Annotated in this window: 14 protein-coding genes, 2 tRNA genes, 1 rRNA gene, 9 pseudogenes, 1 riboswitch and 2 other annotated features; of the genes and pseudogenes, 14 read left to right on the top strand and 12 right to left on the bottom strand. The window is 46.7% G+C overall.

Going from position 1 to position 25,643, the window contains the following annotated elements:
* Positions 1-89: 89 nt before the first annotated feature.
* Positions 90-213: riboswitch (TPP riboswitch) on the bottom strand.
* Positions 214-334: 121 nt separating this feature from the next.
* The gene (rsd, locus tag ACD630_RS02550) at positions 335-799 is read right to left on the bottom strand and encodes a sigma D regulator (protein WP_430358022.1); all 465 of its coding nucleotides are present in this window, start codon (positions 797-799) and stop codon (positions 335-337) included.
* Positions 800-907: 108 nt separating this feature from the next.
* On the opposite strand from rsd, the gene nudC reads away from it, so the two are divergent.
* From nudC to ACD630_RS02520, 6 genes and pseudogenes are all read left to right on the top strand, one after another.
* The gene (nudC, locus tag ACD630_RS02545; protein WP_430358021.1) at positions 908-1,681 is read left to right on the top strand and encodes an NAD(+) diphosphatase; all 774 of its coding nucleotides are present in this window, start codon (positions 908-910) and stop codon (positions 1,679-1,681) included.
* Between the two features lie 81 nt (positions 1,682-1,762).
* Positions 1,763-2,827 (top strand): uroporphyrinogen decarboxylase, encoded by a 1,065-nt coding sequence (gene hemE / locus ACD630_RS02540; RefSeq protein ID WP_430358020.1) that lies wholly within the window; start codon positions 1,763-1,765, stop codon positions 2,825-2,827.
* Positions 2,828-2,865: 38 nt separating this feature from the next.
* Positions 2,866-3,477, top strand: a pseudogene (gene nfi, locus ACD630_RS02535) (deoxyribonuclease V); the annotation flags it as partial.
* 161 nt (positions 3,478-3,638) lie between these two features.
* Positions 3,639-4,209: pseudogene (locus ACD630_RS02530) on the top strand (YjaG family protein).
* Between the two features lie 199 nt (positions 4,210-4,408).
* Positions 4,409-4,681 carry a nucleoid-associated protein HU-alpha gene (hupA, locus tag ACD630_RS02525; RefSeq protein WP_430358019.1) on the top strand — a complete coding sequence of 91 codons (273 nt, stop codon included), beginning with the start codon at positions 4,409-4,411 and terminating at the stop codon, positions 4,679-4,681.
* Positions 4,682-4,685: 4 nt separating this feature from the next.
* Positions 4,686-5,405 (top strand): DUF1481 domain-containing protein, encoded by a 720-nt coding sequence (locus ACD630_RS02520; RefSeq protein ID WP_430358018.1) that lies wholly within the window; start codon positions 4,686-4,688, stop codon positions 5,403-5,405.
* Positions 5,406-5,570: 165 nt separating this feature from the next.
* Here ACD630_RS02520 and purD read toward each other — a convergent pair whose 3' ends face one another.
* On the bottom strand, positions 5,571-6,860 hold the full coding sequence (gene purD / locus ACD630_RS02515) for a phosphoribosylamine--glycine ligase (protein ID WP_430358017.1): 1,290 nt from the start codon (positions 6,858-6,860) through the stop codon (positions 5,571-5,573).
* A 17-nt stretch (positions 6,861-6,877) separates the two neighbouring features.
* Positions 6,878-8,467, bottom strand: a complete 1,590-nt coding sequence (gene purH, locus ACD630_RS02510) for a bifunctional phosphoribosylaminoimidazolecarboxamide formyltransferase/IMP cyclohydrolase (RefSeq protein WP_430359857.1) — start codon at positions 8,465-8,467, stop codon at positions 6,878-6,880.
* A gap of 582 nt (positions 8,468-9,049) precedes the next feature.
* Positions 9,050-9,959, top strand: a sequence feature (16S ribosomal RNA rRNA prediction is too short).
* A gap of 37 nt (positions 9,960-9,996) precedes the next feature.
* On the opposite strand from purH, the pseudogene ACD630_RS02505 reads away from it, so the two are divergent.
* From ACD630_RS02505 to ACD630_RS02490, 4 genes and pseudogenes are all read left to right on the top strand, one after another.
* A pseudogene (locus tag ACD630_RS02505) lies at positions 9,997-11,202 on the top strand (IS256 family transposase).
* Positions 11,203-11,387: 185 nt separating this feature from the next.
* Positions 11,388-12,259 (top strand) — a sequence feature (23S ribosomal RNA rRNA prediction is too short).
* 127 nt (positions 12,260-12,386) lie between these two features.
* Positions 12,387-12,502, top strand: a 5S ribosomal RNA gene (gene rrf / locus ACD630_RS02500).
* 47 nt (positions 12,503-12,549) lie between these two features.
* Positions 12,550-12,626 (top strand) — tRNA-Asp (locus ACD630_RS02495).
* An 8-nt stretch (positions 12,627-12,634) separates the two neighbouring features.
* Positions 12,635-12,710, top strand: a tRNA-Trp gene (locus ACD630_RS02490).
* Between the two features lie 66 nt (positions 12,711-12,776).
* On the opposite strand, the pseudogene ACD630_RS02485 reads toward ACD630_RS02490, so the two are convergent.
* Positions 12,777-12,953 (bottom strand): annotated as a pseudogene (locus ACD630_RS02485) (tyrosine-type recombinase/integrase); the annotation flags it as partial.
* 84 nt (positions 12,954-13,037) lie between these two features.
* On the opposite strand from ACD630_RS02485, the pseudogene ACD630_RS02480 reads away from it, so the two are divergent.
* The 3 pseudogenes from ACD630_RS02480 to istB all read left to right on the top strand — a co-directional run bounded on the left by ACD630_RS02480 (position 13,038) and on the right by istB (position 16,465).
* Positions 13,038-14,228: pseudogene (locus tag ACD630_RS02480) on the top strand (IS256 family transposase).
* A gap of 176 nt (positions 14,229-14,404) precedes the next feature.
* A pseudogene (gene istA / locus ACD630_RS02475) lies at positions 14,405-15,612 on the top strand (IS21 family transposase).
* 56 nt (positions 15,613-15,668) lie between these two features.
* Positions 15,669-16,465 (top strand): annotated as a pseudogene (gene istB / locus ACD630_RS02470) (IS21-like element helper ATPase IstB).
* An 82-nt stretch (positions 16,466-16,547) separates the two neighbouring features.
* Here istB and ACD630_RS02465 read toward each other — a convergent pair.
* Both ACD630_RS02465 and ACD630_RS02460 read right to left on the bottom strand, forming a co-directional pair.
* A pseudogene (locus tag ACD630_RS02465) lies at positions 16,548-16,748 on the bottom strand (ash family protein); the annotation flags it as partial.
* Between the two features lie 109 nt (positions 16,749-16,857).
* A complete protein-coding gene (locus tag ACD630_RS02460) occupies positions 16,858-18,024 on the bottom strand; it encodes a nucleotide sugar dehydrogenase (protein WP_430358016.1) in 1,167 nt (388 codons plus the stop codon).
* A gap of 86 nt (positions 18,025-18,110) precedes the next feature.
* On the opposite strand from ACD630_RS02460, the pseudogene ACD630_RS02455 reads away from it, so the two are divergent.
* Positions 18,111-18,956: pseudogene (locus ACD630_RS02455) on the top strand (IS5 family transposase).
* Positions 18,957-18,994: 38 nt separating this feature from the next.
* Here the strand turns inward: ACD630_RS02455 and ACD630_RS02450 are convergent.
* The 6 genes from ACD630_RS02450 to ACD630_RS02425 all read right to left on the bottom strand — a co-directional run bounded on the left by ACD630_RS02450 (position 18,995) and on the right by ACD630_RS02425 (position 25,641).
* Positions 18,995-20,005, bottom strand: a complete 1,011-nt coding sequence (locus ACD630_RS02450; protein ID WP_430358015.1) for an NAD-dependent epimerase — start codon at positions 20,003-20,005, stop codon at positions 18,995-18,997.
* Positions 20,006-20,222: 217 nt separating this feature from the next.
* Positions 20,223-21,338 (bottom strand): glycosyltransferase family 4 protein, encoded by a 1,116-nt coding sequence (locus tag ACD630_RS02445; protein ID WP_430358014.1) that lies wholly within the window; start codon positions 21,336-21,338, stop codon positions 20,223-20,225.
* Between the two features lie 6 nt (positions 21,339-21,344).
* Positions 21,345-22,460 (bottom strand): UDP-galactopyranose mutase, encoded by a 1,116-nt coding sequence (glf, locus tag ACD630_RS02440; protein ID WP_430358013.1) that lies wholly within the window; start codon positions 22,458-22,460, stop codon positions 21,345-21,347.
* Positions 22,461-22,465: 5 nt separating this feature from the next.
* A complete protein-coding gene (locus tag ACD630_RS02435; RefSeq protein ID WP_430358012.1) occupies positions 22,466-23,311 on the bottom strand; it encodes an ATP-grasp fold amidoligase family protein in 846 nt (281 codons plus the stop codon).
* 1 nt (position 23,312) lies between these two features.
* Positions 23,313-24,479 (bottom strand): glycosyltransferase family 4 protein, encoded by a 1,167-nt coding sequence (locus tag ACD630_RS02430; RefSeq protein ID WP_430358011.1) that lies wholly within the window; start codon positions 24,477-24,479, stop codon positions 23,313-23,315.
* Positions 24,469-25,641 (bottom strand): glycosyltransferase family 4 protein, encoded by a 1,173-nt coding sequence (locus ACD630_RS02425; protein WP_430358010.1) that lies wholly within the window; start codon positions 25,639-25,641, stop codon positions 24,469-24,471. Before ACD630_RS02425 ends, ACD630_RS02430 begins: the two co-directional genes overlap by 11 nt.
* Positions 25,642-25,643: the final 2 nt, after the last annotated feature.

Here is a 25,643-nt window from a genome sequence, read left to right as displayed (position 1 = left end):
GAGCTCGCAGGGAGTAATTATGGTTGTCTTGGCCCCGATTTTACGCGCTATGCCGGTAACAACATGGCGTTGATAACGGTGACAAAACAGAATGGATTACTCTTGTTCCCTTCGCAGGTTTTAACCTGATCAGGTTCCGCGGATCCCGGATAAACGGTCTCAGCCTGCGGTTTATGTAGGACATAAACACGCTAGGCACTCCGACAAGATACGCCCGATATTCAGCACAGCGGCTGTTTACCAGGCAATAACCCCATTACCATGAGGTTAATAAAACGCTAACACTTTAGGTCGTCTGAGAGATACTGTCAAAATGTAAGGTGGGGCGATGGTGTTATTCTTTATCAATGACCAGACGAATCAATCGATCTTCCAGAGCAAAGCGTTCCGCCATGGCTTCGCCGACGCTTGACAGCGCTTGCTGAAACTCAATGCTGTTGTCGTGATCGATGGCGGTCGCCAGACTGCTGTCGTAGAAATCCATAATGAATTGCGTGTTGGCCTGTAACGTCAGCGCCAGACGGTGCGTTTGCGCCAGCTTTTGATCGCTCAGTGCGACTGCCTCTTGCAAGATGCGCTCATAGACATGGAAATGGCAGGCTGAAAGATAGTCCACAAGGTTGTGGCAAAAATCATCCAGCGCCTGCTCATCGAGCGGGGTGTGTTTATCTTTGTTTGGCTTAATGCCGACCAGATGGTAATAGGCAATCAGAAGTTGCTTGCGCGCTTGTAGCCATTGGTCGATTAACGCATTATTGCCACCAACGTACTCAGTCAGACTTTGTAATTGGTTTAACATTGTTGACTCCGTGCATTGATAAGAAAGAACAATCGGTGACGATGGAATTCTGCCATATCCCTGACAGTTAAAATGCCAGTGAAGTGTCTGTGGAGCAATAGAAAAGATATGGAACAAACATTAAAAGGTGATGAGCATGGGTGGTGGGTGGTCAGCCATGATAGTCAAGTGTGGCTACCCGAAGGGAAGCTCCCGTATGGCATGGCGGCGCAGTGCGGATTGGAAGGCATTGTTGGACGCAAGATAGGGGAGTGGCAGGGGGAGTGCGTGTGGCTGGTCAGTCACCAGAAAACGTCGCAGATGGATTCTGTACGCCAACTGCTGGATGAAGACGTGGCGCTGTTTCAACTGGCAGGACGCGGTGTACAACTGGCCGAGTTTTATCATTCGCACCAGTTTTGCGGCTATTGCGGGCAGAAAATGGTGCACAGCAAAACGGAGCTGGCGTGCTTGTGTCCGCAGTGTAAAGAGCGGTATTACCCACAAATCGCCCCGTGTGTGATCGTGGCGATCCGGCGTGGCGAAGAGATCTTGCTGGCGCAACACCAACGTCACTGCGGCAATATGTATACCGTGCTGGCAGGTTTCGTGGAAGTGGGAGAAACGCTCGAACAGGCAGTCGCCCGTGAAGTGATGGAAGAGAGCAATATTCGTATTAAAAATTTGCGCTACATCAGCTCACAGCCTTGGCCGTTCCCGCATTCGCTGATGATGGCATTCATGGCGGAGTATGCCGACGGTGACCTACGCCACGATCCCAAAGAGCTCAGAGATGCCGGTTGGTTCCGCTACGATCAACTGCCGATTCTCCCGCCGCCGGGTACGGTCGCGCGACGTTTGATTGAAGACACTGTAGTACTGTGTCGCGATGGGCAGGAATAGCGTCGTTGGCGTGCTACACTTCGCGCCAATCGTTTCGTTATCGCGTTTTGACCCTCTCTTAGGATGACAAAAGGACACCGCATGCCAGACCTGAAAAATGATCGCTATCTGCGCGCGCTACTGCGCCAACCCGTTGATGTTACGCCGGTATGGATGATGCGCCAGGCAGGTCGCTATCTGCCAGAGTACAAAGCAACGCGCGCACAGGCGGGTGATTTTATGTCGCTGTGCAAAAATCCAGAGCTGGCTTGTGAAGTTACGCTACAACCGCTTCGGCGCTATGCGCTGGATGCCGCCATCCTGTTTTCCGATATTCTTACCGTGCCGGATGCCATGGAGTTGGGACTCTATTTCGAAACGGGGGAAGGACCGCGCTTTACCCATACGGTTCGAACCGCTGCGGATGTGGCGCGATTGCACGTTCCCGATCCTGAACAGGAGCTGGGCTACGTGATGGATGCGGTTCGCACCATTCGCCGCGAACTGGCCGGTGCGGTGCCATTGATCGGTTTTTCCGGCAGCCCCTGGACGCTGGCAACCTATATGGTGGAAGGCGGCAGCAGTAAGGCGTTTACGGTTATCAAGAAAATGCTGTTTGCTGAGCCACAGACGCTCCACGTGCTGCTGGATAAGCTGGCTGACAGTGTGATTCTGTATTTGAATGCGCAGATCAAGGCCGGTGCGCAATCGGTGATGATTTTCGACACCTGGGGCGGAGCGTTGAGCGGGCGCGATTACCGTGAGTTTTCACTGCACTACATGCACAAAATTGTGGACGGTTTGCTGCGTGAGCATGAGGGGCGGCGCGTACCGGTGACGCTGTTTGCCAAAGGCGGCGGTCAGTGGCTGGAAGCGATGGCAGCGACAGGGTGCGATGCGCTGGGTCTGGATTGGACCACGAATATTGGTGAGGCGCGGATGCGGGTTGGGGACAAGGTGGCGCTGCAAGGCAATATGGACCCGTCAATGCTCTATGCGCCACCTGCGCGTATCGAGCAAGAAGTTGAGACGATTTTGACCGCGTTCGGCCAGGGGAATGGCCACGTGTTCAATTTGGGACACGGGATTCATCAGGATGTGCCACCGGAACATGCCGGTGCCTTTGTGGATGCGGTGCACCGGTTGTCGCGTCCGTTCCATCAATAATCGCCATCATCAAGATTGGACGCGCCTTAAGGAGTAGGGTGATGGATATGCAAGCATTGAAAGCGGAGCAGAAACGGCGGGCGCAGGAGATCGTGCATGTTGACAGCCTGCCCTTTGTCGAGTCCAGGTTTATTGGAGGGGCTGATGTCGGGTTCGAGCAAGAGGGCACGGTGACGCGGGCGGCGATTGCGATATTGCACTACCCTTCACTTCAGCTGGTTGAGTACCAGATTGCCCGTATCCCGACGGTAATGCCCTATGTGGCGGGGTTGCTCTCTTTTCGTGAGTGTCTTGGCCTGTTGGCCGCGTGGGAACAGTTGGTGCAGAAGCATGATTTGCTGTTTGTTGACGGTCACGGTATTTCACATCCCAAGCTGTTGGGCGTTGCCAGCCATTTTGGGTTATTGATGGATGTCCCGACCATTGGCGTGGCTAAAAAACGGCTGTGTGGTCAGAGTGCCCCGCTTTCTGAAGCCGCCGGTAGCCAAAGCGCGCTGATGGACCATGACGAACAGATTGGCTGGGTGTGGCGTAGCAAGGCACCCTGTAATCCGCTCTTTATCTCAACCGGCCATCGAGTGAGTCTGAACAGCGCGCTGATGTGGGTAAAACGCTCCCAGCAGGGCTATCGTTTACCCGAACCCACGCGTTAGGCGGACGCCGTTGCCTCACAACGGCCAGCCTTTCAACGCTGGCTGCATGAAAATCCGCAATAATGCAGGCGGGATGCGGTAAGTTTAAGAATTCAGGCATAGGGCAAGGCAAAATTTTCAGGTACACTGCCTGCCATTAAAAATAATTAGCGTCGACGATGTTACTTAATCCTATTCACCTGCGCCTAGAGAAGCTGGAAAGCTGGCAGCACGTGACTTTTATGGCTTGCCTTTGCGAGCGTATGTATCCGAACTATTATGAATTCTGCCGCCAGACCGAGTTTGGTGATGCGCAACTGTATCGCCGCATCCTCGATCTGGTGTGGGAAGTGCTGGTGGTGAAAGAGGCCAAGGTCAATTTCGACAGCCAGCTGGAGAAATGGGAAGACGCTATTCCCTCCGCGGATGATTACGATTTATACGGTGTCTATCCGGCCATTGACGCATGCATTGCATTGGGTGAACTGATTCATTCGCAAGCTGAGTGGTGCCGCGCTCGAGCATGCGATTGCCATTAGCGAAACCTCCATTCGCACGGTAGCGATGCTGGAAATGACACAAGCTGGCCGTGAAATGACGGACGAAGAACTCTACATGTTGCCCGCGATCGAAGAAGAATGGGACATTCAGTGGGAGATTTTTCGGTTGCTGGCGGCATGCGAAGAGCGTGATTTGGAATTGATTAAAGGGCTGCGCGCCTACCTGCGGGAAGCAGCAATACTGGCATAAATTTAGGCCAATAAGGCGATAAAACGTGATTTAAGGCCCTAAATGACAAGTTGAAGGGCTTCACATCCGCCCCCTGTCTGGTCTACATTTGGGGGGCGTAAAAAAGTGGCTGTCGGTGCGTGTATGCAGGAGAGTGCTTTTGAGCATATCCGTCGCACTCGATGCTAAGCAAGCGATAAACACACTGTAAGGATAACTTATGAATAAGACTCAACTGATTGATGTGATTGCAGACAAAGCTGACCTGTCCAAGGCTCAGGCTAAAACAGCGTTAGAAGCCACTCTGGCCGCGGTAACTGAGTCTCTGAAAGCAGGCGATGCAGTACAATTAGTGGGTTTTGGTACGTTTAAAGTGAACCATCGTAACGAGCGCACTGGCCGCAACCCGCAAACGGGTAAAGAAATCAAAATCGCTGCGGCGAATGTCCCGGCATTTGTTTCGGGCAAAGCACTGAAAGACGCTGTTAAATAAGCGAATGCCAGTGAAGGATTCAAGCAAAGGGGCGTTAGCGCCCCTTTTGCTTTTGTGGCGCAGGTTGGGCTCGGTGGTTATCGCCGGATTGATCACCGCCTGTTCCAGCCATTCACCACCGCCAACGACCTCCTCCACTGGCTATGTAGGCGATCGTGCGGTGGTGCGCGTGTGGCGCAAGGATGACAGCCAACAACACAGCACGCAGTTAGTGACGCTCTCCAATGCGTTGCAGGATGATAACCTGTGGCCCAATCTGCACGGGGTGGAAACGCGTTATCTGTTTGTTCAAGACCATCTGCGTGAAATAAAGCGCAGTTATCGTTGTGCCCATCCGGAAAGCCTCCATCTTCGTTTTGCTGACGATGGCACGGTGAGCTTTATGCAACGGCAACTCGACGATCGGCGTGAAAGCGTGTCTGACGATGAGATAGCGCTGTTTCAGTTTGATGCCAAGCGGGTGCTGGAACTCAGCGAGGTGTTACGCACTGGCAGTGTGAAACTGCGTCAGGGGGTGCTACAGGGCAATCGCGTGCTCACCTGTGATGGGCAGAATGTCAGCCCTGATTTTGATCTGCTCTCGCTGAGATGGATAGCGGAACAGCGACAGCATCGCCCCGATGTCACGCTGCGCGTGGTGTGGTTGGATGCCCCTGCGGGAACGCAACTGCTGCTGGTGGCTGAGGAAGACTTGTGCCAATGGAAGCCGTTTGCCAGCGAGTAGGGTTAAATCTACCCGTCATTCCCGCCTACTTCTTGTCGTTCCTGCATACTCTTTGTCATTCCCGCGTAGGCGGGAATCTCTCACAGGTTAAACGCGTTTCTTCTGCCAGAGGTCCCCGGCCTACGCCGAGGACGAAGAAGGGGAATACCACCTATCACTCCCGCATTATTGCTTTTGCTCACGAGCAATGGCGCGGTAGCCGATATCATTGCGGTAGAAACTGCCGTTCCAGCGGATATCTTTGGCAACCTCATACGCTTTCTGCTGCGCCAGTGCGACAGTGCTACCCAAGGCGGTCACGCACAGCACGCGCCCACCGCTGGTGACTACGTCATTTCCACGCAGTGCGGTGCCAGCCTGAAACACTTTGCTGCCTTCCACTTCTTCCTGTGGTAAGCCGCTGATGACATCGCCGGAAGCGTAGTCACCGGGGTAACCGCCTGCCGCAATCACCACGCCCAGCGCCGGGCGCTCATCCCAGACGGACGTTGTCTGATCCAGCTTGCCCTCACAGGCTGCCAGACACATCTCCACCAGATCCGAGCGCAGGCGCATCATGATCGGTTGTGTTTCCGGATCGCCAAAGCGGCAGTTAAATTCGATCACCTTAGGTTGGCCCGCGTCATCGATCATCAACCCGGCATACAGGAAACCGGTATAGGTGTTTTCCTCAGCCTTCATGCCGCGTACGGTTGGCCAAATCACCTGATCCATCACGCGTTGGTGGATCTCATCGGTCACCACCGGGGCAGGAGAGTATGCGCCCATACCGCCCGTGTTCGGGCCAGTGTCTTTATCGCCCACACGTTTGTGGTCTTGGCTGGTGGCCATGGGCAATACGTTATCGCCGTCGACCATGACGATAAAGCTGGCCTCTTCCCCTTCCAGAAACTCCTCGATGACGATACGGTGCCCGGCATCACCAAACGCATTGCCTGCAAGCATATCCTGAACCGCGTTTTCCGCTTCTTCCTGCGTCATGGCAACGATAACGCCTTTGCCCGCCGCCAGGCCGTCAGCCTTGATCACGATAGGCGCACCGTGCTTACGCACATAGGTTAGTGCAGGCTCAACCTCGGTGAAATTCTGGTAGAACGCGGTGGGGATCTGCTGGCGCGCTAGGAAGTCTTTGGTAAAGGCCTTGGAGCCTTCCAATTGTGCGGCAGCTTGAGTCGGGCCAAAAATCGTCAGACCCGCAGCACGGAAAGCATCAACCACGCCAATCACCAGCGGTGCTTCAGGACCAACGATCGTCAAACTAATCTGTTTTTCCTGGGCAAAAGCAACCAGCGCCGGAATATCGGTAGCGGAGATCGCCACGTTTTGCAGCGCAGGCTCACGTGCCGTACCCGCATTACCGGGCGCGACATAGACATTATCTGCCAGCGGCGACTGGGCGGCTTTCCACGCCAGCGCGTGTTCGCGCCCGCCATTACCAATGATTAAAATGTTCATCTGTGTCATATCCTGAATTAGTGGCGGAAATGGCGCATGTCGGTGAAGATCATGGCAATGCCGTGTTCGTTAGCGGCGGTGATAACCTCGTCATCACGAATGGAACCTCCCGGCTGAATCACACAGGTAATGCCAACGGCGGCGGCGGCATCGATACCGTCACGGAACGGGAAGAACGCATCAGAGGCCATTACGGAGCCTTCAATCTGCAATCCTTCGTCACCTGCTTTAATTCCCGCGATTTTTGCGGAATAGACGCGGCTCATCTGTCCTGCACCGATGCCGACAGTCATATTATCACGGGCATAGACGATGGCATTGGATTTGACGAACTTCGCGATTTTCCAGCAGAACAGTGCATCGCGCAGTTCGGTTTCTGTCGGTTGACGCTCTGTGACAACGCGCAGTTGACCCGCATCAACCATGCCCAGATCGCGATCCTGTACCAGCAGGCCACCGTTGACGCGTTTGAAATCCAGCCCGGAAACGCGTTGCTGCCATTGGCCGCAAATGAGGACGCGCACGTTCTGTTTTGCCGCTGTTACTTTCAAGGCCGCTGCACTGGTTGAGGGCGCGATGATCACTTCTACAAACTGACGAGTGATGATCGCTTGCGCGGTGACTTCGTCCAATTCGCGGTTAAATGCGATGATGCCGCCAAATGCAGAGGTAGGGTCGGTTTTGTAAGCGCGCTCGTAGGCCGCCAGAATAGACTCACCAATAGCAACGCCACAGGGGTTGGCGTGTTTCACGATGACGCAGGCCGGTTCGGCGAACTCTTTTACGCACTCCAGTGCCGCATCGGTGTCAGCAATATTGTTGTAAGACAGCGCGTTACCCTGCAACTGTTCTGCTGTCGCAACAGAGGCCTCTTTCAGCGTCTCTTCAATATAGAAGGCGGCCTGCTGATGGCTGTTCTCGCCGTAACGCATGTCCTGCTTCTTGATGAAGTTCAGGTTCAGCGTGAGCGGGAAGTGGCCGGCCGGCTTATCTGTCTCTCCGTGGTAAGGAGGAACCATCGTGCCAAAGTAGTTGGCAATCATGCTGTCGTAGGCCGCGGTATGTTTAAAGGCTTTAATCGCCAGATTGAAGCGAGTTTCTAACGTCAGGGAACGCGCATTGGCATCCATTTCGTTGATGATGTCAGTGTAGTCACTGCTTTTTACCACGATAGCGACATCGTTATGGTTCTTGGCGGCGGAACGCACCATGGTCGGGCCGCCAATATCGATATTTTCGACGGCATCAGCCAGTGAACAATCGGGGCGGGCCACCGTTTGCGCGAAGGGATACAGGTTTACCACCACCATATCAATGGGGCTGATGTCATGTTCTGCCATAATGGCGTCATCCGTGCCGCGACGACCCAGGATCCCGCCGTGTACTTTTGGGTGCAGGGTTTTAACGCGACCATCCATCATCTCTGGGAAGCCCGTATAGTCGGACACTTCAGTGACGGGTAAACCCGCATCAGCCAACAGGCGGGCAGTACCGCCAGTGGAAAGCAGCTCCACGCCACGTTGAGAAAGCGCCTGAGCAAATTCGACAATACCGGCTTTGTCAGAAACGCTGAGTAAAGCGCGGTGGATAGGACGAGGTTGTGACATGGTGATGTATCCCTTAGGCATAAAAGAACAGTATATGAATGAAGTTTTGCTGTTTTTATCTTTATCTGGATAAAACTGCATTCCTATTCTGTTCTTGTGCGGTAATTTTGCGCGGGAGAATTGTAGCGAAAACGTTTGCGTGATGCTCGTCTAATTTTAGGGAGAATCTCATTTGTGGATAACATTGTGCAAAAGTTGGTATAAAGCGGGGTTTTGCTGTGGAATTCAGCAAACAGTCAATTTTATTCAAGATACCTATTGCAGGCTGCGCGGAAATCCCTATACTGCGCCACCACTGACACGGCAACAGCGACACGCAGTTGCGGTAACAGTCGGAAAGTTAAACGCGAAATTGAAAAATTAACGTTGACTTTTCAGCGGTGCAGCGTAGTATACGCCTCCCGTGCCACGGTAGATGTGGCAACGCTCTTTAACAATTAATCAGACAATCTGTGTGGGCCCTCACGGGACTTTATCGTAAAGCCTCAGGGCTTAAGAAGAGTGAACATCAGTTAATTCATTACGAACTAACAGTAATAATTTTTTGAGCATCGCTTCTCGAGTAGAAGCAAATCAAACTTTAAATTGAAGAGTTTGATCATGGCTCAGATTGAACGCTGGCGGCAGGCCTAACACATGCAAGTCGATCGGTAGCACAAGGGAGCTTGCTCCCCGGGTGACGAGCGGCGGACGGGTGAGTAATGCTTGGGAAACTGCCTGATGGAGGGGGATAACTACTGGAAACGGTAGCTAATACCGCATAACGTCGCAAGACCAAAGTGGGGGACCTTCGGGCCTCACGCCATCAGATGTGCCCAGATGGGATTAGCTAGTAGGTGGGGTAATGGCTCACCTAGGCGACTATCCCTAGCTGGTCTGAGAGGATGACCAGCCACACTGGAACTGAGACACGGTCCAGACTCCTACGGGAGGCAGCAGTGGGGAACATTGCACAATGGGCGAAAGCCTGATGCAGCCATGCCGCGTGTGTGAAGAAGGCCTTCGGGTTGTAAAGCACTTTCAGCGAGGAGGAAGGCAGCAAGGTTAATAACCTTGCTGATTGACGTGACTCGCAGAAGAAGCACCGGCTAACTCCGTGCCAGCAGCCGCGGTAATACGGAGGGTGCAAGCGTTAATCGGAATGACTGGGCGTAAAGCGCACGCAGGCGGTTTGTTAAGTTGGATGTGAAATCCCCGGGCTTAACTTGGGAACTGCATTCAAAACTGGCAAGCTAGAGTCTCGTAGAGGGGGGTAGAATTCCAGATGTAGCGGTGAAATGCGTAGAGATCTGGAGGAATACCGGTAACGAAGGCGGCCCCTAGGACGAAGACTGACGCTCAGGTGCGAAAGCGTGGGGTGCAAACAGGATTAGATACCTTGGTAGTCCACACTGTAAACGATGTCGATTTTGAGGTTGTGCCCTTGAGGCGTGGCTTCCGGAGCTAACGCGTTAAATGAGCCTGTACACGAGATTGTGTAATTGCCTGATTTTGATATGTTTAATCCAACATCAAAAGCAGGTTACTTTATGGACGAAAAACAGTTACAGGCTCTGGCTAACGAGCTGGCCAAAAATCTCAAAACCCCTGACGCTCTCAACCAGTTTGATCGCCTGCTGAAAAAGATCAGCGTTGAAGCTGCCCTTAATGCTGAAATGACCCATCACCTCGGGCATAAGAAGCCCCAGTCCAAATCTGGAACTAACACGCGCAATGGCTACTCCACAAAGACTATTGCCACCGGCGATGGTCCGCTGGAGCTGCGTACACCACGTGATCGTGATGATTCCTTTGAACCGCAACTGCTGAAGAAGAAGCAGACCCGGCTCACCGGGATGGATAACCAGATTTTATCGTTGTATGCCAAAGGGATGACCACCCGCGAAATTGCTGCTGCGTTCAAAGAACTGTATGACGCGGATGTCTCACCCGCTTGGTATCGAAGGTCACCGATGCCGTTATGGAGCAGGTTGTTGAATGGCAAAATCGCCCCCTTGATGCGGTTTATCCCATTGTTTACCTTGACTGTATCGTTCTGAAAGCACGGCAGGACAGCCGCGTTATCAATAAGTCTGTGTTCCTGGCGCTGGGTATCAATATCGAAGGTCAGAGAGCTACTGGGGATGTGGCTGGCCGAAAATGAAGGCGCGAAGTTCTGGCTGAACGTGCTGACAGAACTGAAAAACCGTGGCCTGACCGACATCCTCATTGCCAGTGTGGATGGCCTGAAAGGGTTCCCGGATGCCATCAACACGGTCTACCCGGAAGCCCGCATCCAGTTGTGCATCGTGCACATGGTGCGCAACAGTCTGCGCTTCGTTGCCTGGAAGGACTATAAGGCGGTAACACGCGACCTCAAAGCAGTGTATCAGGCTCCAACCGAAGAGGCAGCGTTTCAGGCGCTGGAGACGTTCGGTGGGACATGGGATCACTGCTATCCGCAGATAAGCCGGAGCTGGCAGTCAAACTGGGCCAACCTGTCGACATTCTTCTCGTACCCCCAGGAACTTCGCAAGGTAATCTACACGACGAACGCTATAGAATCACTGAACAGCGTGCTCCGGCATGCAATCAAGAAACGCAAGGTGTTCCCGACTGATGACTCGGTGAAGAAGGTCGTATGGCTGGCAATCCAGGCGGTATCACAGAAATGGACGATGCCCTTACAGGACTGGCGTATGGCAATGAGTCGCTTTATTATCGAGTTCGGTGACCGTCTTGACGGTCACTTCTGAGGAAAGGCGTTTACACAAAATCTTAAACAGGCTCTGAACTGTGAGGTTTGCTGAAGGTATAGCTAACCGACTTAAAAATGATTACAGCCAATGCCCTGATATGTGGCAAAAAAATAATGTCGCTTGGCTGTATCAGAAGTGCGAATGATGGCTAGGCTGTCTCCACCCGAGACTCAGTGAAATTGAACTCGCTGTGAAGATGCAGTGTACCCGCGGCAAGACGGAAAGACCCCGTGAACCTTTACTATAGCTTGACACTGAACCTTGAGCCTTGATGTGTAGGATAGGTGGGAGGCTTTGAAGTGTGGACGCCAGTCTGCATGGAGCCAACCTTGAAATACCACCCTTTAATGTTTGATGTTCTAACCTGGGTCCGTAATCCGGACTGGGGACAGTGTCTGGTGGGTAGTTTGACTGGGGCGGTCTCCTCCCAAAGAGTAACGGAGGAGCACGAAGGTTAGCTAATCCTGGTCGGACATCAGGAGGTTAGTGCAAAGGCATAAGCTAGCTTGACTGCGAGAGTGACGGCTCGAGCAGGTACGAAAGTAGGTCTTAGGATCCGGTGGTTCTGAATGGAAGGGCCATCGCTCAACGGATAAAAGGTACTCCGGGGATAACAGGCTGATACCGCCCAAGAGTTCATATCGACGGCGGTGTTTGGCACCTCGATGTCGGCTCATCACATCCTGGGGCTGAAGTAGGTCCCAAGGGTATGGCTGTTCGCCATTTAAAGTGGTACGCGAGCTGGGTTTAGAACGTCGTGAGACAGTTCGGTCCCTATCTGCCGTGGGCGTTGGAGAATTGGGGGGGGTTGCTCCTAGTACGAGAGGACCGGAGTGAACGCACCACTGGTGTTCGGGTTGTCATGCCAATGGCATTGCCCGGTAGCTACGTGCGGAAGAGATAAGTGCTGAAAGCATCTAAGCACGAAACTTGCCCCGAGATGAGTTCTCCCTTGTCCCTAGAGGACGCTGAAAGGTCGTTGAAGACGACGACGTAGATAGGCTGGGTGTGTAAGTGCAGCGATGCATTGAGCTAACCAGTACTAATGACCTGTGAGGCTTAACCTTACAACGCCGAAGGTGTTTTGGTGTTGGTGTAGAGAATCAGAACTCGTGAAGTTCAGCTTGTAGACAGATTGGTCTTGCTGGTCCGTGAGGACGGGTAAGATAAAACAGAATATGCCTGGCGGCGATAGCGCGGTGGTCCCACCTGACCCCATGCCGAACTCAGAAGTGAAACGCCGTAGCGCCGATGGTAGTGTGGGGCTTCCCCATGTGAGAGTAGGGAACTGCCAGGTTTTTATATTGATTATCAGACGGTGTCTGGTAATGAAAAAGTATCGGTGGAGCGGTAGTTCAGTCGGTTAGAATACCTGCCTGTCACGCAGGGGGTCGCGGGTTCGAGTCCCGTCCGTTCCGCCACCCTATTTAGGGGCGTAGTTCAATTGGTAGAGCACCGGTCTCCAAAACCGGGTGTTGGGAGTTCGAGTCTCTCCGCCCCTGCCATATTTATCAATGGATTATCTGACCTCTATAGGTGCCGAAAACGCCACTTAGCGTATTGCTAGCGTATTATCGCTTCTCTGGCTTAATCTCAGGTACATCTAAAGAGGGGGTAACCTTTACCTTCCTGTCGTATACTAAGACTTGGCTTTCAGATTTGTGTCCACTGAATAGCTGCTTATCCTTTGTGCTACCCATGTAATCCGAGATACCTTTAGCCTTCAAATCATGAAATGTACAATCAAGATCGTAACCAAGGAGCCTGTACACGAGATTGTGTAATTGCCTGATTTTGATATGTTCAATCCAACATCAAAAGCAGGTTACTTTATGGACGAAAAACAGTTACAGGCTCTGGCTAACGAGCTGGCCAAAAATCTCAAAACCCCTGACAATCTCAACCAGTTTGATCGCCTGCTGAAAAAGATCAGCGTTGAAGCTGCTCTTAATGCTGAAATGACCCATCACCTCGGGCATGAGAAGCACCAGTCCAAATCTGGAACTAACACGCGCAATGGCTACTCCACAAAAACTGTTACCACCGGCGATGGTCCGCTGGAACTGCGTACACCACGTGATCGTGATGGTTCCTTTGAACCGCAGCTGGTGAAGAAGAAGCAGACCCGGCTCACCGGGATGGATAACCAGATTTTATCGTTGTATGCCAAAGGGATGACCACCCGCGAAATTGCCGCTGCGTTCAAAGAAATGTATAGCCAAGCGACATTATTTTGATAACAATTAGCTGTATTTTTTGCCACATATCAGGGCATTGGATGTAATCATTTTTAAGTCGTTTGGGTATATGACGTGAATGTCTCACCCGCCCTGGTATCGAAGGTCACCGATGCCGTTATGGAGCAGGTTGTTGAATGGCAAAATCGTCCCTTGGATGCGGTTTATCCCATTGTTTACCTTGACTGTATCGTTCTGAAAGTCCGGCAGGACAGCCGCGTTATCAATAAGTCTGTGTTCTTGGCGCTGGGTATCAATATCGAAGGCCAGAAAGAGCTACTGGGGATGTGGCTGGTCGAAAATGAAGGCGCAAAGTTCTGGCTGAACGTGCTGAGAGAACTGAAAAACCGTGGCCTGACCGACATCCTCATTGCCTGTGTGGACGGCCTGAAAGGGTTCCCGGATGGCATCAACACGGTCTACCTGGAAGCCCGCATCCAGTTGTGCATCGTGCACATGGTGCGCAACAGTCTGCGCTTCGTTGCCTGGAAGGACTATAAGGCGGTAACACGCGACCTCAAAGCAGTGTATCAGGCTCCAACCGAAGAGGCCGCGCTTCAGGCGCTGGAGACGTGATGCAGGGTATCGGTGGGACATGGGATCACCGCTATCCGGCATGCAATCAAGAAACGCAAGGTGTTCCCGACTGATGACTCGGTGAAGAAGGTCGTATGGCTGGCAATCCAGGCGGCATCACAGAAATGGACGATGCCCTTACAGGACTGGCGTATGGCAATGAGTCGCTTTATTATCGAGTTCGGTGACCGTCTTGACGGTCACTTCTGAGGAAAGGCATTTACACAAAATCTTAAACAGGCTCTACAGAGATTTTGTTCTCAGTCCATATGGTGTAATCAAAATTAAGTCGCTTGGCTATATAAGACGGTAATTCACCATTTGGATTGTCCGCTCCACCCAACATGTTGTTTCCTTGAGGTTTTCACACCAGAAAGGACATCAGCATGCTGAGCAGAGAGGACTTTTACATGATAAAGCAAATGCGCCAGCAGGGTGCGTATATTGTCGATATTGCCACTCAGGTTGGTTGCTCTGAGCGGACTGTCAGACGCTACCTGAAATACCCGGAACCTCCGGCCAGAAAAACACGCCACAAAATGGCCAAACTCAGGCCGTTCATGGACTATATCGACATGCGTCTGGCAGAGAACGTCTGGAACGGCGAGGTCATCCTCGCGGAAATTAAAGCGATGGGTTATACCGGTGGACGCTCCATGTTGCGTTACTACATCCAGCCCAAACGTAAGATGCGGCCATCGAAGAAAACGGTTCGCTTCGAAACTCAGCCCGGTTAGCAGCTTCAGCATGACTGGGGGAAGTTGAGGCTGAGGTTGCCGGGCAACGATGCAGGGTTAACTTCACGGTTAACACGCTCGGGTTCTCACGTCGCTTCCATGTCTTCGCGGCACCAAAACAGGATGCTGAATATACCTATGAGTCACTGGTTCGCGCCTTCCGTTACTTCGGCGGCAGCGTGAAAACCGTGTTGGTCGATAACCAGAAAGCCGCAGTGCTGAAAAATAACAACGGGAAGGTGGTGTTCAACTTCGGGCTCCTGCTGCTGGCTGATCACTATGGCTTCCTGCCACGGGCCTGCCGCCCGCGAAGGGCCAGCAGCAAAGGTAAGGTGGAGCGGATGGTAAAATACCTCAAGGAGAACTTCTTCGTCCGGTACCGCCGGTTCGACAGCTTCGCCCATGTTATAGCCAAGCGACATTATTTTGATAACAATTAGGTGTATTTTTTGCCACATATCAGGGCATTGGCTGTAATCATTTTTAAGTCGGTTGGCTATAATCAGTTACTGGAGCAGTGGATGGCTGACGTTGCCGACAGGAGGGAACTTCGCCAGTTCAGGCAGACACTGGAATAGCGCTTCACGCAGGAACAGGTGCATCTGCAGCCGTTACCGGATACTGACTTTGATACCCGTTACTTCGATATCCGGCATGTCTCCTGGGATGGCTATATAGAGCTTGGTGGGAACCGTTACAGCGTGCCGGAAAGCCTGTGTGGCCACCCGGTCTCAATACGGATCTCGCTGGATGATGAACTGAGGATCTACTGTAATGAGCAGCAGGTGGCATCGCGCCGGCTCTGTTCGGCTACATCCGGCTGTCAGACCGTGCCGGAGCACTACGCCCCGCTCTGACAGCAGGTCAGTCAGGTGGAACATCGGCTGCTGAGTGCGTATGAGGAGCTGTTGTGATGCATGAACTGGAGATACTGCTGGGTCATCTGAAAATGGAACATCTGGGCTACCACGTCGAAAGCCTGCTGGAGCAGGCGGCCAAAAAAGAGCTGAACTACCGCGAGTTCCTGTGCATGGCGCTGAAACAGGAATGGAACGGGAGACATCAGCGCGGTATGGAGTCCCGGCTGAAACAGGCCCGCTTCCCGTGGGTCAAAATGCTGGAGTAGTTCGACTTCGGCTTCCAGCCAGGTATCGATCGTAAGGTCGTCCGGGAACTGGTCGGGCTGGCGTTCGTGGAGCGTAGCGAAAACGTGATCCTGCTGGGGCCGCCAGGTGTGGGCAAAACGCACCTGGCAGTAGCACTGGGGGTCAAAGCGGCTGATGCCGGTCACCGGGTGCTGTTCATGCCACTGGATAAGCTGATCGCCACACTTATGAAGGTAAAGCAGGAAAACCGGCTGGAGACACAGCTACAGCAGCTTGGTTACGCCCGGGTACTGATACTGGATGAGATAGGCTATCTGCCGATGAGCAGTGAGGAAGCCAGTCTGTTCTTCCGGTTGCTGAACCGTCGGTATGAAAAAGCGAGCATCGTGCTGACGTCAAATATAAGGGTTCGCCGACTGGGGAGAGATGTTCGGCGATAACGTGCTGGCAACAGCAATCTTGGATCGGCTGCTACACCACTCAACCACACTGAACATCAAAGGAGAAAGCTACCGGTTAAAGGAAAAACGCAAAGCCGGAGTGCTGGCAAAAAAACGCCACACCAGTCAGTGATGATGAAATGGCGGAAAGCGGGCAACATTAATGAGCAATAGCGGACATTAAAAATGGCGAAAAACGGCCAATAATCTTGGCGTTGACAAGGCAGCCTCCAGCGAGTATCGTATTTACCCACCACCAGAAGTTCCAATCTCTTGGGTGGTGGGACCGGACGGGGTTGGAACTACCGACCTCACTGACACCGGCGCATCTTGGGATGCCCCCGCTTGGCCCACCATAGAATTGCAGCTAAGCGCACGACAAAAAAGAGCACAAACGCGCTTGGTGTCGTCAATAAGGTCAGGCAGGGTTCCAATCTTGGCACCTGAATTTGCAGGTGCACGTTAACAATACCGCCATCGGCGGTGGGTGGCAAGGGGTTTACTGCTTCAGTAACTGAATGCGTGTTCGCAAATCTGCACTTTTATTGCAAACTTATTAATCTGAACCGAACAGATCGCGAGTATACACCTTATCCGCGACATCTGCCAATTCCGGTGCCATACGGTTAGAGATAATCACATCTGCCATTTCTTTGAATGCTTCAAGATCGCGGATAACGCGAGAACGGAAGAATGTCTCCTCCTTAAGCACTGGCTCGTAAACAACAACCTCAATACCCTTGGCTTTAATACGCTTCATCACGCCTTGAATAGCCGATGCGCGGAAATTATCTGAGTCTGCTTTCATCACCAAGCGATAAACGCCTACCACTTTAGGATCACGCTCAATAATGGAATCAGCAATAAAATCTTTGCGAGTACGGTTTGCTTCAACAATCGCGCTAATCAGACTATTTGGCACACTGGCATAGTTAGCGAGTAGTTGCTTAGTATCTTTAGGCAAGCAATAACCACCGTAGCCAAAAGACGGGTTGTTGTAATGGCTGCCAATACGTGGATCTAACCCTACGCCATCAATAATTTGTTTGCTATCCAAACCGTTAATCTGAGCATAGCTGTCCAGTTCGTTGAAATAGGCTACGCGCATTGCCAGATAGGTATTAGAAAACAGCTTGATGGCTTCTGCTTCAGTTGAGTCTGTGAATAAGACCGGCACATCTTTTTTGATTGCACCTTCAAGTAACAGGTTGGCAAATTCTTTAGCCTGCTGTGAACGCTCACCGATGACGATACGTGATGGGTAAAGATTATCGTGTAGCGCACGACCTTCGCGCAGAAACTCAGGGGAGAAAATTATGTTATCAGTACCGAATTTATTGCGTAATTCTTCAGTATAACCTACAGGTATAGTAGACTTTATAACAATTAACGCCATTGAATTTATCGTCAGCGCATCGCGAATTACAGATTCGAGCGATTTAGTATTAAAATAGTTCGTTTTTGGATCGTAATCAGTGGGTGTTGCTACAATGATGAAATCAGCATCAGTGTAAGCAAGCGATTTATCCGCCGTAGCCTTAAAGTCAAGTTTTCTGCTTGATAGAAAATTCTCTATTTCACTATCGGCTATTGGGGACTTGCGATTATTTAAGAGTGTTATTTTCTCATCAACTATATCTAATGCTATAACATGATGATGCTGTGCCAGCAGTATAGCATTGGAAAGGCCAACATAGCCTGTACCAACAATTGCGATTTTCATTTATTCAACCCTTATTACAATAACTAGGCTGTGTCCCTTAATTGCTTGAGCTATAGTATCCATATGTTTTTACGACACTTTTTATTATGGCTCGCTACGATCTTTCTGATGAAGCATGGGCCATCATTGAGCCCTTGTTGCCAACCGTTTTGACATCTCCGCGGGCCGCCCGGCCGTGGGCAGAACATCGAAAAATCTTCAACGGCATGTTCTGGATACTGTGTTCAGGCGCACCATGGCGTGATTTACCTGAGCGTTACGCCCCATGGAAAACCGCTTATAACCGTTTCAATAGATGGTCAAAGTCTAGAATTATTAACATTATTTTCAATAAGTTACTTTCATTTCTTGATGCTCATGGACTTGTTGACTGGTCAGCCACTGTGCTGGATGGCAGTAATATTCGTGCGCTCAAATGTACAGCTGGCGCTCAAAAAAACATCTCGATATTACCAACGATAATAGCCTGGGTCGCTCACGAGGTGGTTATGGCACCAAAATCCACATGGCGACTGACGGAAGCGGCATCCCGCTAAACATCGAACTGAGTGCTGGGCAGGGTCACGAAAGCCTGTTTGCGTTACGACTCCTGGACGGAATTGGCGTGCAACGCCAGAACGGCAGCATGAAGCGTCGTGGCCATGCAGTACTGGCTGACAAAGCCTACTCTGGGAATGCACTACGTAACGAGTTGAAAAAAAGAGGGATAAAAACGGTTATTCCCCCGAAAATCAAATGAAAAACTGGCTTCAGATGGACGCTCGCAACTTGATCGTGATGCTTATCGCCGTCGCAAGGTTGTGGAAAGGTGTTTTGGCCGTTTAAAGGAATATCGACGGATCGTCACACGTTATGAAAAAATGGCAAGAAACTATCTAGCAATGGTGCAACTGGGCTGCATCCGCTTGTTTTACCGCCGGTTACGCAATTAAGGGACACAGCCTAGCATTTGATTAAGATAAAAAACCATTCAATTCTGATAAAATTCACGATACCAAGAGACAAATTTACGCACTCCCTCATCGAGGTTAATTTTAGGCTGGTGACCTGTTACAGAGAAGAAGGCTTCAGTATCGGCCCAAGTTTTATAAACATCCCCTGATTGCATTGGTAAGAAATTTTTAATTGCTTCAATCCCTAATTCTTTTTCCAAAGCTATAACAAAATCCATCAATTTTATTGGACTACCGTTTCCAATATTATAAACACGGTAAGGAGCAGAGCTTGCTGCCGGACTGCCAGTCTCAACGCGCCAGCAATCATCTCGCTCAGGAATAATATTGATAATTCGAATAATCCCCTCTACTATATCGTCAATATAGGTAAAATCGCGACTAAGCTCACCATTATTGTAAATATCAATTGGCTTATTACTCAATATATTTTTAGTAAATTTAAATAATGCCATGTCGGGGCGTCCCCACGGGCCATAAACTGTAAAAAAACGCAAGCCTGTGGTAGGAATATTATACAAATGCGAATACGCGTGAGCCATCAACTCATTGGCTTTCTTTGTTGCCGCATACAGTGATACGGGGTGGTCAACTGTATTCTTTGTAGAAAATGGGACTTTTTCATTGAGACCATATACTGAACTTGATGATGCATATACCAAATGTTTAACTTGATGTTTACGACAGCACTCAAGTACATTTAAAAATCCAACCAAGTTACTATCTGAATAAGCCGAGGGGTTTTCTAATGAATACCGCACCCCTGCTTGTGCAGCAAGGTGAATAACGAAATCGAATTTATTATCCTCAAACATTGCATCAAGAGATATTTTATCACAAATATCTAAAATACTGAATTTGAATTTAGAGTGATGAGAGATCTCTTTCAATCTAGCCTTTTTTAAGGAAATATCATAGTAATCATTTAAATTATCCCCCCCCCAAACTTGATTTTTATCATTTAGAAGTAATGAGTTAGCCGTTTGAAACCCAATAAATCCAGCCGCACCTGTTATAAAATATTTCATAGAATTTTTCTTTTAGAATAAAAATGGCTTTGTTGAATAAACATATTTTATGCTGCACCCCCGGTGAAACAACAGATCCTCGCAACGCAAAATCATGCAGTTAGGCCTCATAAGAAAACTGTAAACCTGAGGTGACAAGCATTTTCTACCAAAACTGGCTGGAAAAACAGCATGACTCACTATTATTCAACAAAGCCAATAAAAATACGTTACATGATTAGGCAGTTACATCTTTAATTGCGTTAATATATTTCTCGATAACAAACTTTTCATCAAATTTTCTTTCAACCAATTCTCGGCTTTTGTGCCCCATAGCAAGTCGCTGTTCATGAGATAGTTTGATTATTCTGTCCATCGCATGAATTAAACTTTCAGCGGATCTAGGCTCACATAGAAAACCATTGACTCCATCTTCGACTGTTTCTTTACAACCAACATTATTAGTAGTTACTATTGGTTTCCCCATTGCTGCTGCTTCAAGCAAAGACCTCGGTACACCTTCCCTATAAAAAGATGGCAATACAACACAATCAGCACGACCAATTTCTTCCTCTACCTTATCAGATATACCAAGGTAATTAATATATCCAGTGTCTACCCATGAGGATATTTGTTCCTTACCAATAGCACCAGAGTGTTTTCCATCAATAAAGCCTAACAGATAGAACTCAACTTCAGCACCATATATATCTTTAAGTTTATGTGCCGCACGGGCATAATAACTAATACCTTTATCAAAAAGCATTCTAGCTACTAATATAAATCTGACCACTTGATCATTCGGTGCTGGTGAAAAAGAAAAACGTTCAAGATCAACACCCGACCCTGGCAATAAATCGATAATATTTTCATTAACAATCCCTTTGCACAAAAAAAACTCTTTATCATCTTTATTTTGAAAGAATATTTTATTAGCTCTTGGTTGCGATATTTTATAAAGTTTACGTGCAATTTTATTGGTCATGCTATCATTAATGAATACACTCCCTAAACCAGCAATGTTATTTATGACATTGATTTTTAAGTAGGATGCAGCTAAAGTACTATAAATGTTATTTTTGGGAGTAAAGTTTAATACAAAAGCTGGTTTGCTTTTTTTATATATTTTATAAAACCCCCATAAAGTAAGTAGGTCTTTTAAAGGATTCTTTCCTCTTTGTTGTATATCAACACTAATGAAATCGCATCCTAGATCAATAAGTTTAATTGAATAGCTATCCTTAGGTGCAATGATTAACACTTTATACCCAAGTGCAAACAATTTAAGAATTGTATTTCTTCTAAAGTTGTATATATACCAACTTGTATTAGCACTAATAGCGATTGTTATCATATCAATTCACAACTTTGAGATCAAATTTAAAGAAAGTCTTACTACATGATGCATATCATAGTATTTGTATTCAGCCAAACGCCCACCGAAAATGACAGAATCTTCTTGCTTGGCTAAATTTCTATATAAAGAGTATGTTTCTTGATTTTTTTTATCATTAATAGGGTAATATGGTTCCAAGCCCGACTTGTATTCAATAGGATATTCCCTTGAAATAATTGTTTTTTTAGAATTTATAAAATAAAAGTGTTTGTGTTCAATTATCCTTGTAAAGGGAACTTCAAAGTCGGTATAGTTAACAACAGCATTACCTTGATAATTTTCCTCATCTAAAACTTCAGTCTCAAACTTCAAACTCCTGTACTCTAGATGGCCAAATTTATAGTTAAAAAATTGATCTATTGGTCCAGTGTAGATAATTTTCCCTGCCTTGCTTCTGTAAAAATCTTGTTTAAGATTAAAATCCTCATTTAGTAGAACATCGATACCGTTTAATAACTTCTCTATTATTTTTGTATACCCACCAATAGGGATTCCTTGAAATTTATCTGAAAAGTAATTGTTATTATATACAAATCTTACAGGCAACCTATTGATAATGAATGGGGGTAATTCTGTAGCACTACGCCCCCATTGTTTCTCTGTATAGCCTTTAATCAAGGTAGCGTAAATATCGCGCCCAATCAATTTTATGGCCTGTTGTTCTAAATTATTAGGCTCAATCCCAACTAATTCCTCTTGCTGTTCAGCAATTTTATCCTTTGCTTCCTTAGGAGTTGTAACTCCCCACATCTGATAAAATGTATTCATATTAAAAGGAAGATTAAATATTTTCCCTTTAAAATTTGCTATCGGCTCGTTAACAAAATTATTGAACTTAACAAATTGATTTAGGTAGTCCCAAACATCCTGATCATTAGTATGAAATATATGGGCACCATATTTATGAACTTGAATACCCTCCATGTTTTCTGTATAAATATTACCACCTATATGTTCTCTTTTTTCCAAAACAAGAACTTTCATCCCTTTTTTTTTGAGTTCATATGCACATATGCTACCGAATAGACCAGAACCCACAATTATGAAATCATATTCAACACTACCATTAATTTTTTTCATATTCATTACCAAAAAGATCCAAATAACTCATCGTAAAATATATCAGGGAATTTTTCGAAGCCGGCACCAGGATATAAGGTTATCTCACCAAAAGTAACTTTCTGATCAAACCAATAAAGATCAACTCTCGCAAAATCAATATCTTCTGCAATTTTTTCGGCTGCCAGAATCATTTCATCCAAAAAAAAAGGTTTTGGTGGTAGAGGTGTTACTTTAGGGTAACTGTACTCAAGATCATACTCATTCCATTCAGGGTCGAGTATTGAACGTTGATGATTAGTAAATCTTCCAACATCGAATTGAACAAGTTTTACCTTCCCGTGAAATACAAAAAATTTATAATCATCAGGGACTGATCCTTCAAACTCCATAAACTCTTCAATAAAAATTTTTCTTGGTATGTTTGCATATGCCCACTCCCCAAGGACTCTAGCCTGATCGTGCGAAAACCATTTTTGTCTCAATTTTTCAAGTTCATGTAATGGTGGAAGTTGATTATCTTTAATAAAAAGATTTGTTTGGCTTCCATGGTTAGCTTTAATAACAAAGTTTGAGGGCAATTTTTCATGGTAAAGAGATTCTAGAGAGATCCCTTCCCATAATACTCTTGGTATATATACGCTATCTGTTTTCTCTTGGACATATATTTTCGAGGCTAATTTATCAGCCATTATCGTAAGTAATGGATTCCTGTCATGAATCTTTCTATATTGAATTTTTTCATTAAATGTTGTTGGCATTTTTAAATTGGGTAATTCTTTGAATCTTCTAAAATAGAGAACGAAAATATTAAATTTCAGCGGAGTCCGAGCTAGTACAGTTGAAAATATTTTATAAGAAATACTTGGCATACTACTCCTCACAGAACAATCTTTTGATCTCGGTTTTCATCTTTTCCAGTGAAAATTTTTCTCTATGAGCATCAATATCACTGCAATTAATTTTTAAGTTTCTAGCTTTAAGTATAGCGTTTCCATATTGAGCAATGTCTTCATTTACTAAAAAGCCAGTGAAGCCATGGTTCACAATTTCAGGACTACCTGCAATTATTGTGGATACAACAGGCTTACCAGCGGCAATCGCTTCAATCAACACTGTTGGTAGAGCTTCGCTAGACTTAAAGTAATGATTGCATCCATCATAATTTATGATGCCTCTTTCTAAAGATGTAAAGCAAACTACATCTGCCCATAGATAGTAATTAGCAACATTATTTTGCCAACCGACCATCTCTACTTGGACTAAAGACTTATCGATAAGCTCATTAATGAATTTTGAGTACCATAGATGACCTATATAATCACCTACAATCTTTAATTTTATTTTTTTTTCTAAGAATTCTTTTTGAGAGAGTACATCTATTAAGAAATGAATTCCTTTCTGTGGTGTTAGTGCACCAACATAAAGTATATTAATTTCGTCTACATTTTTTTCTTTTTCTACGATTGAGTATGGAGGAAAATAAAATCCATTTAGAATCACAGATGCAGTATCATTTTTTATCGTATTCTTAATATATTCTGATGGGCAAATTATTCTATAGCATGAGTTTTTTATTATTAAGTTTAAAATAAAAGAGTTTTTAATTTCTCCATGTAAATGCCATATAACTTTAATGCCAAATAATTTTGAAAATAAACATGCTAGACTTAACCCTCTAATATCATATGTATATATGTAATTACATTTTTTTTGCTTGGTTCGGTATATTACCCAAAGATTAATTAGTATCAAAAAGAAAAAGTATTTAATTATATGAAAGAATTTAAGCAATTGCGTTTTACCATCAAAGTTGCCGTTTCCAAAGATTTTCTTTAAAAAAAATTCAAAAGGAAGGCATAGTTTTTCACAGCTTGTTCCATCATATAAATCAGCGACTGGATTAGGCGCACAACGGTGTACAGTAACAACATCAAAATCTAGCGCGATGAGTGAATTGAATATGTTAAACGCAACTTTTTGTGCGCCAGACACCTTGGCACTAAACGCATCAAGGAATAGTATTTTTTTATTTTTCATTAATACAGCTCACAGCATGATCAAAATATTCTAATACTTTGGATTGCGAAAAATTATTTTCAAACCATTTAGAGTGCTCAATACAGCATTTTTCAATTTCATCATCGTCGAGGTTTAAGAAAATCTTTATTTTCTGAAGTAAATCAAAAGAGTCTTGTGTATTAAATAAAAAACGATCATTTGGTACCATCAAAGGCAAAGCACCAGCTTTTGAAAACAAGCCAATACAACCCGATGCAATCGCTTCTAATGCAAACATGGAATGCCCTTCAAAACGCGAGGCTAAAATTACGGCTCGACTTTCTGATAAATAAGAAAGAACTTCACAATGAAGCATTTGTCGTACAATACTCACTGATTCAGAAATCGCAGAATTAAGAAACATTTTTTCAATTTTTTCATAGAAGATACCATCACCAACAATCAAAAAAGAATATCCATTTAAATCACTTTTCTTAAGTCCAGACAATGCATATAAAATATCCTTAAATCCTTTCTGCAAAAAACCCTCTTTATTCATACGGCCCAATATAAAAATCTTTTTCTTCTTCTTGAACACATCACTTGATGTTTTTATATCTATATTTAATGTATTAGGTATTTTGAAAAAATTTTTATTAGATATAAGATACTCATTATCCTTCAGAAAGCTTTTTTTTAAAAAATTTATATGATAATCATTAGTCGAACAATAATTGACAAGATATGACGGAATGATTGTTTTTTGAATAAACTTATTAATTTTATTGTTTATCCCAGGAAAAAACTCTGTATATTCAGTATCACTCGTAGAGTGGTATCTAACAATCGTTTTGGGAAGAATTTTTTTATCTAAAAATCGTATAATTAATGGTTCATCTCCTGATTCAATAAATAGTAAATCAATTTTTTTTTGTTTACATATAAAATTTAATTTCTGCGCTATTTTTTTTGCATTGAGGACATATCGTATATACTTAATTTTAGATAGAGCGTTTTCTCGAATAATTACCACGTCATCAATATTAATCTCTTGACAATCTAAAAGATCGGTAGTAGTGAATACAGTTAAATCATAGTTACGCGCCTTGCTTAGCGAATCAAGTAAATACTTATACGCATTGGCATACCCATTATGCATTGGGTAAAAATCTTTACAATAAAACAATATTTTTATACGCATTG

It is taken from the genome of Symbiopectobacterium sp. RP (genome assembly GCF_050472005.1).
Classification (GTDB): Bacteria; Pseudomonadota; Gammaproteobacteria; order Enterobacterales; family Enterobacteriaceae; genus Symbiopectobacterium.
The sequence above is the reverse complement of the archived record's forward strand: the minus strand, read 5'-3'. Positions and strand labels throughout refer to the sequence as shown.

Coding starts and splice junctions, on each gene's coding strand:
- ACD630_RS02445 (WP_430358014.1), bottom strand. CDS start 21,338: ATGATAACAATCGCTATTAGTGCTAATACAAGTTGGTATATATACAAC.
- purD (WP_430358017.1), bottom strand. CDS start 6,860: ATGAACATTTTAATCATTGGTAATGGCGGGCGCGAACACGCGCTGGCG.
- rsd (WP_430358022.1), bottom strand. CDS start 799: ATGTTAAACCAATTACAAAGTCTGACTGAGTACGTTGGTGGCAATAAT.
- ACD630_RS02460 (WP_430358016.1), bottom strand. CDS start 18,024: ATGAAAATCGCAATTGTTGGTACAGGCTATGTTGGCCTTTCCAATGCT.
- ACD630_RS02520 (WP_430358018.1), top strand. CDS start 4,686: ATGCCAGTGAAGGATTCAAGCAAAGGGGCGTTAGCGCCCCTTTTGCTT.
- glf (WP_430358013.1), bottom strand. CDS start 22,460: ATGAAAAAAATTAATGGTAGTGTTGAATATGATTTCATAATTGTGGGT.
- hemE (WP_430358020.1), top strand. CDS start 1,763: ATGCCAGACCTGAAAAATGATCGCTATCTGCGCGCGCTACTGCGCCAA.
- ACD630_RS02425 (WP_430358010.1), bottom strand. CDS start 25,641: ATGCGTATAAAAATATTGTTTTATTGTAAAGATTTTTACCCAATGCAT.
- nudC (WP_430358021.1), top strand. CDS start 908: ATGGAACAAACATTAAAAGGTGATGAGCATGGGTGGTGGGTGGTCAGC.
- ACD630_RS02450 (WP_430358015.1), bottom strand. CDS start 20,005: ATGAAATATTTTATAACAGGTGCGGCTGGATTTATTGGGTTTCAAACG.
- ACD630_RS02435 (WP_430358012.1), bottom strand. CDS start 23,311: ATGCCAAGTATTTCTTATAAAATATTTTCAACTGTACTAGCTCGGACT.
- ACD630_RS02430 (WP_430358011.1), bottom strand. CDS start 24,479: ATGAAAAATAAAAAAATACTATTCCTTGATGCGTTTAGTGCCAAGGTG.
- hupA (WP_430358019.1), top strand. CDS start 4,409: ATGAATAAGACTCAACTGATTGATGTGATTGCAGACAAAGCTGACCTG.
- purH (WP_430359857.1), bottom strand. CDS start 8,467: ATGTCACAACCTCGTCCTATCCACCGCGCTTTACTCAGCGTTTCTGAC.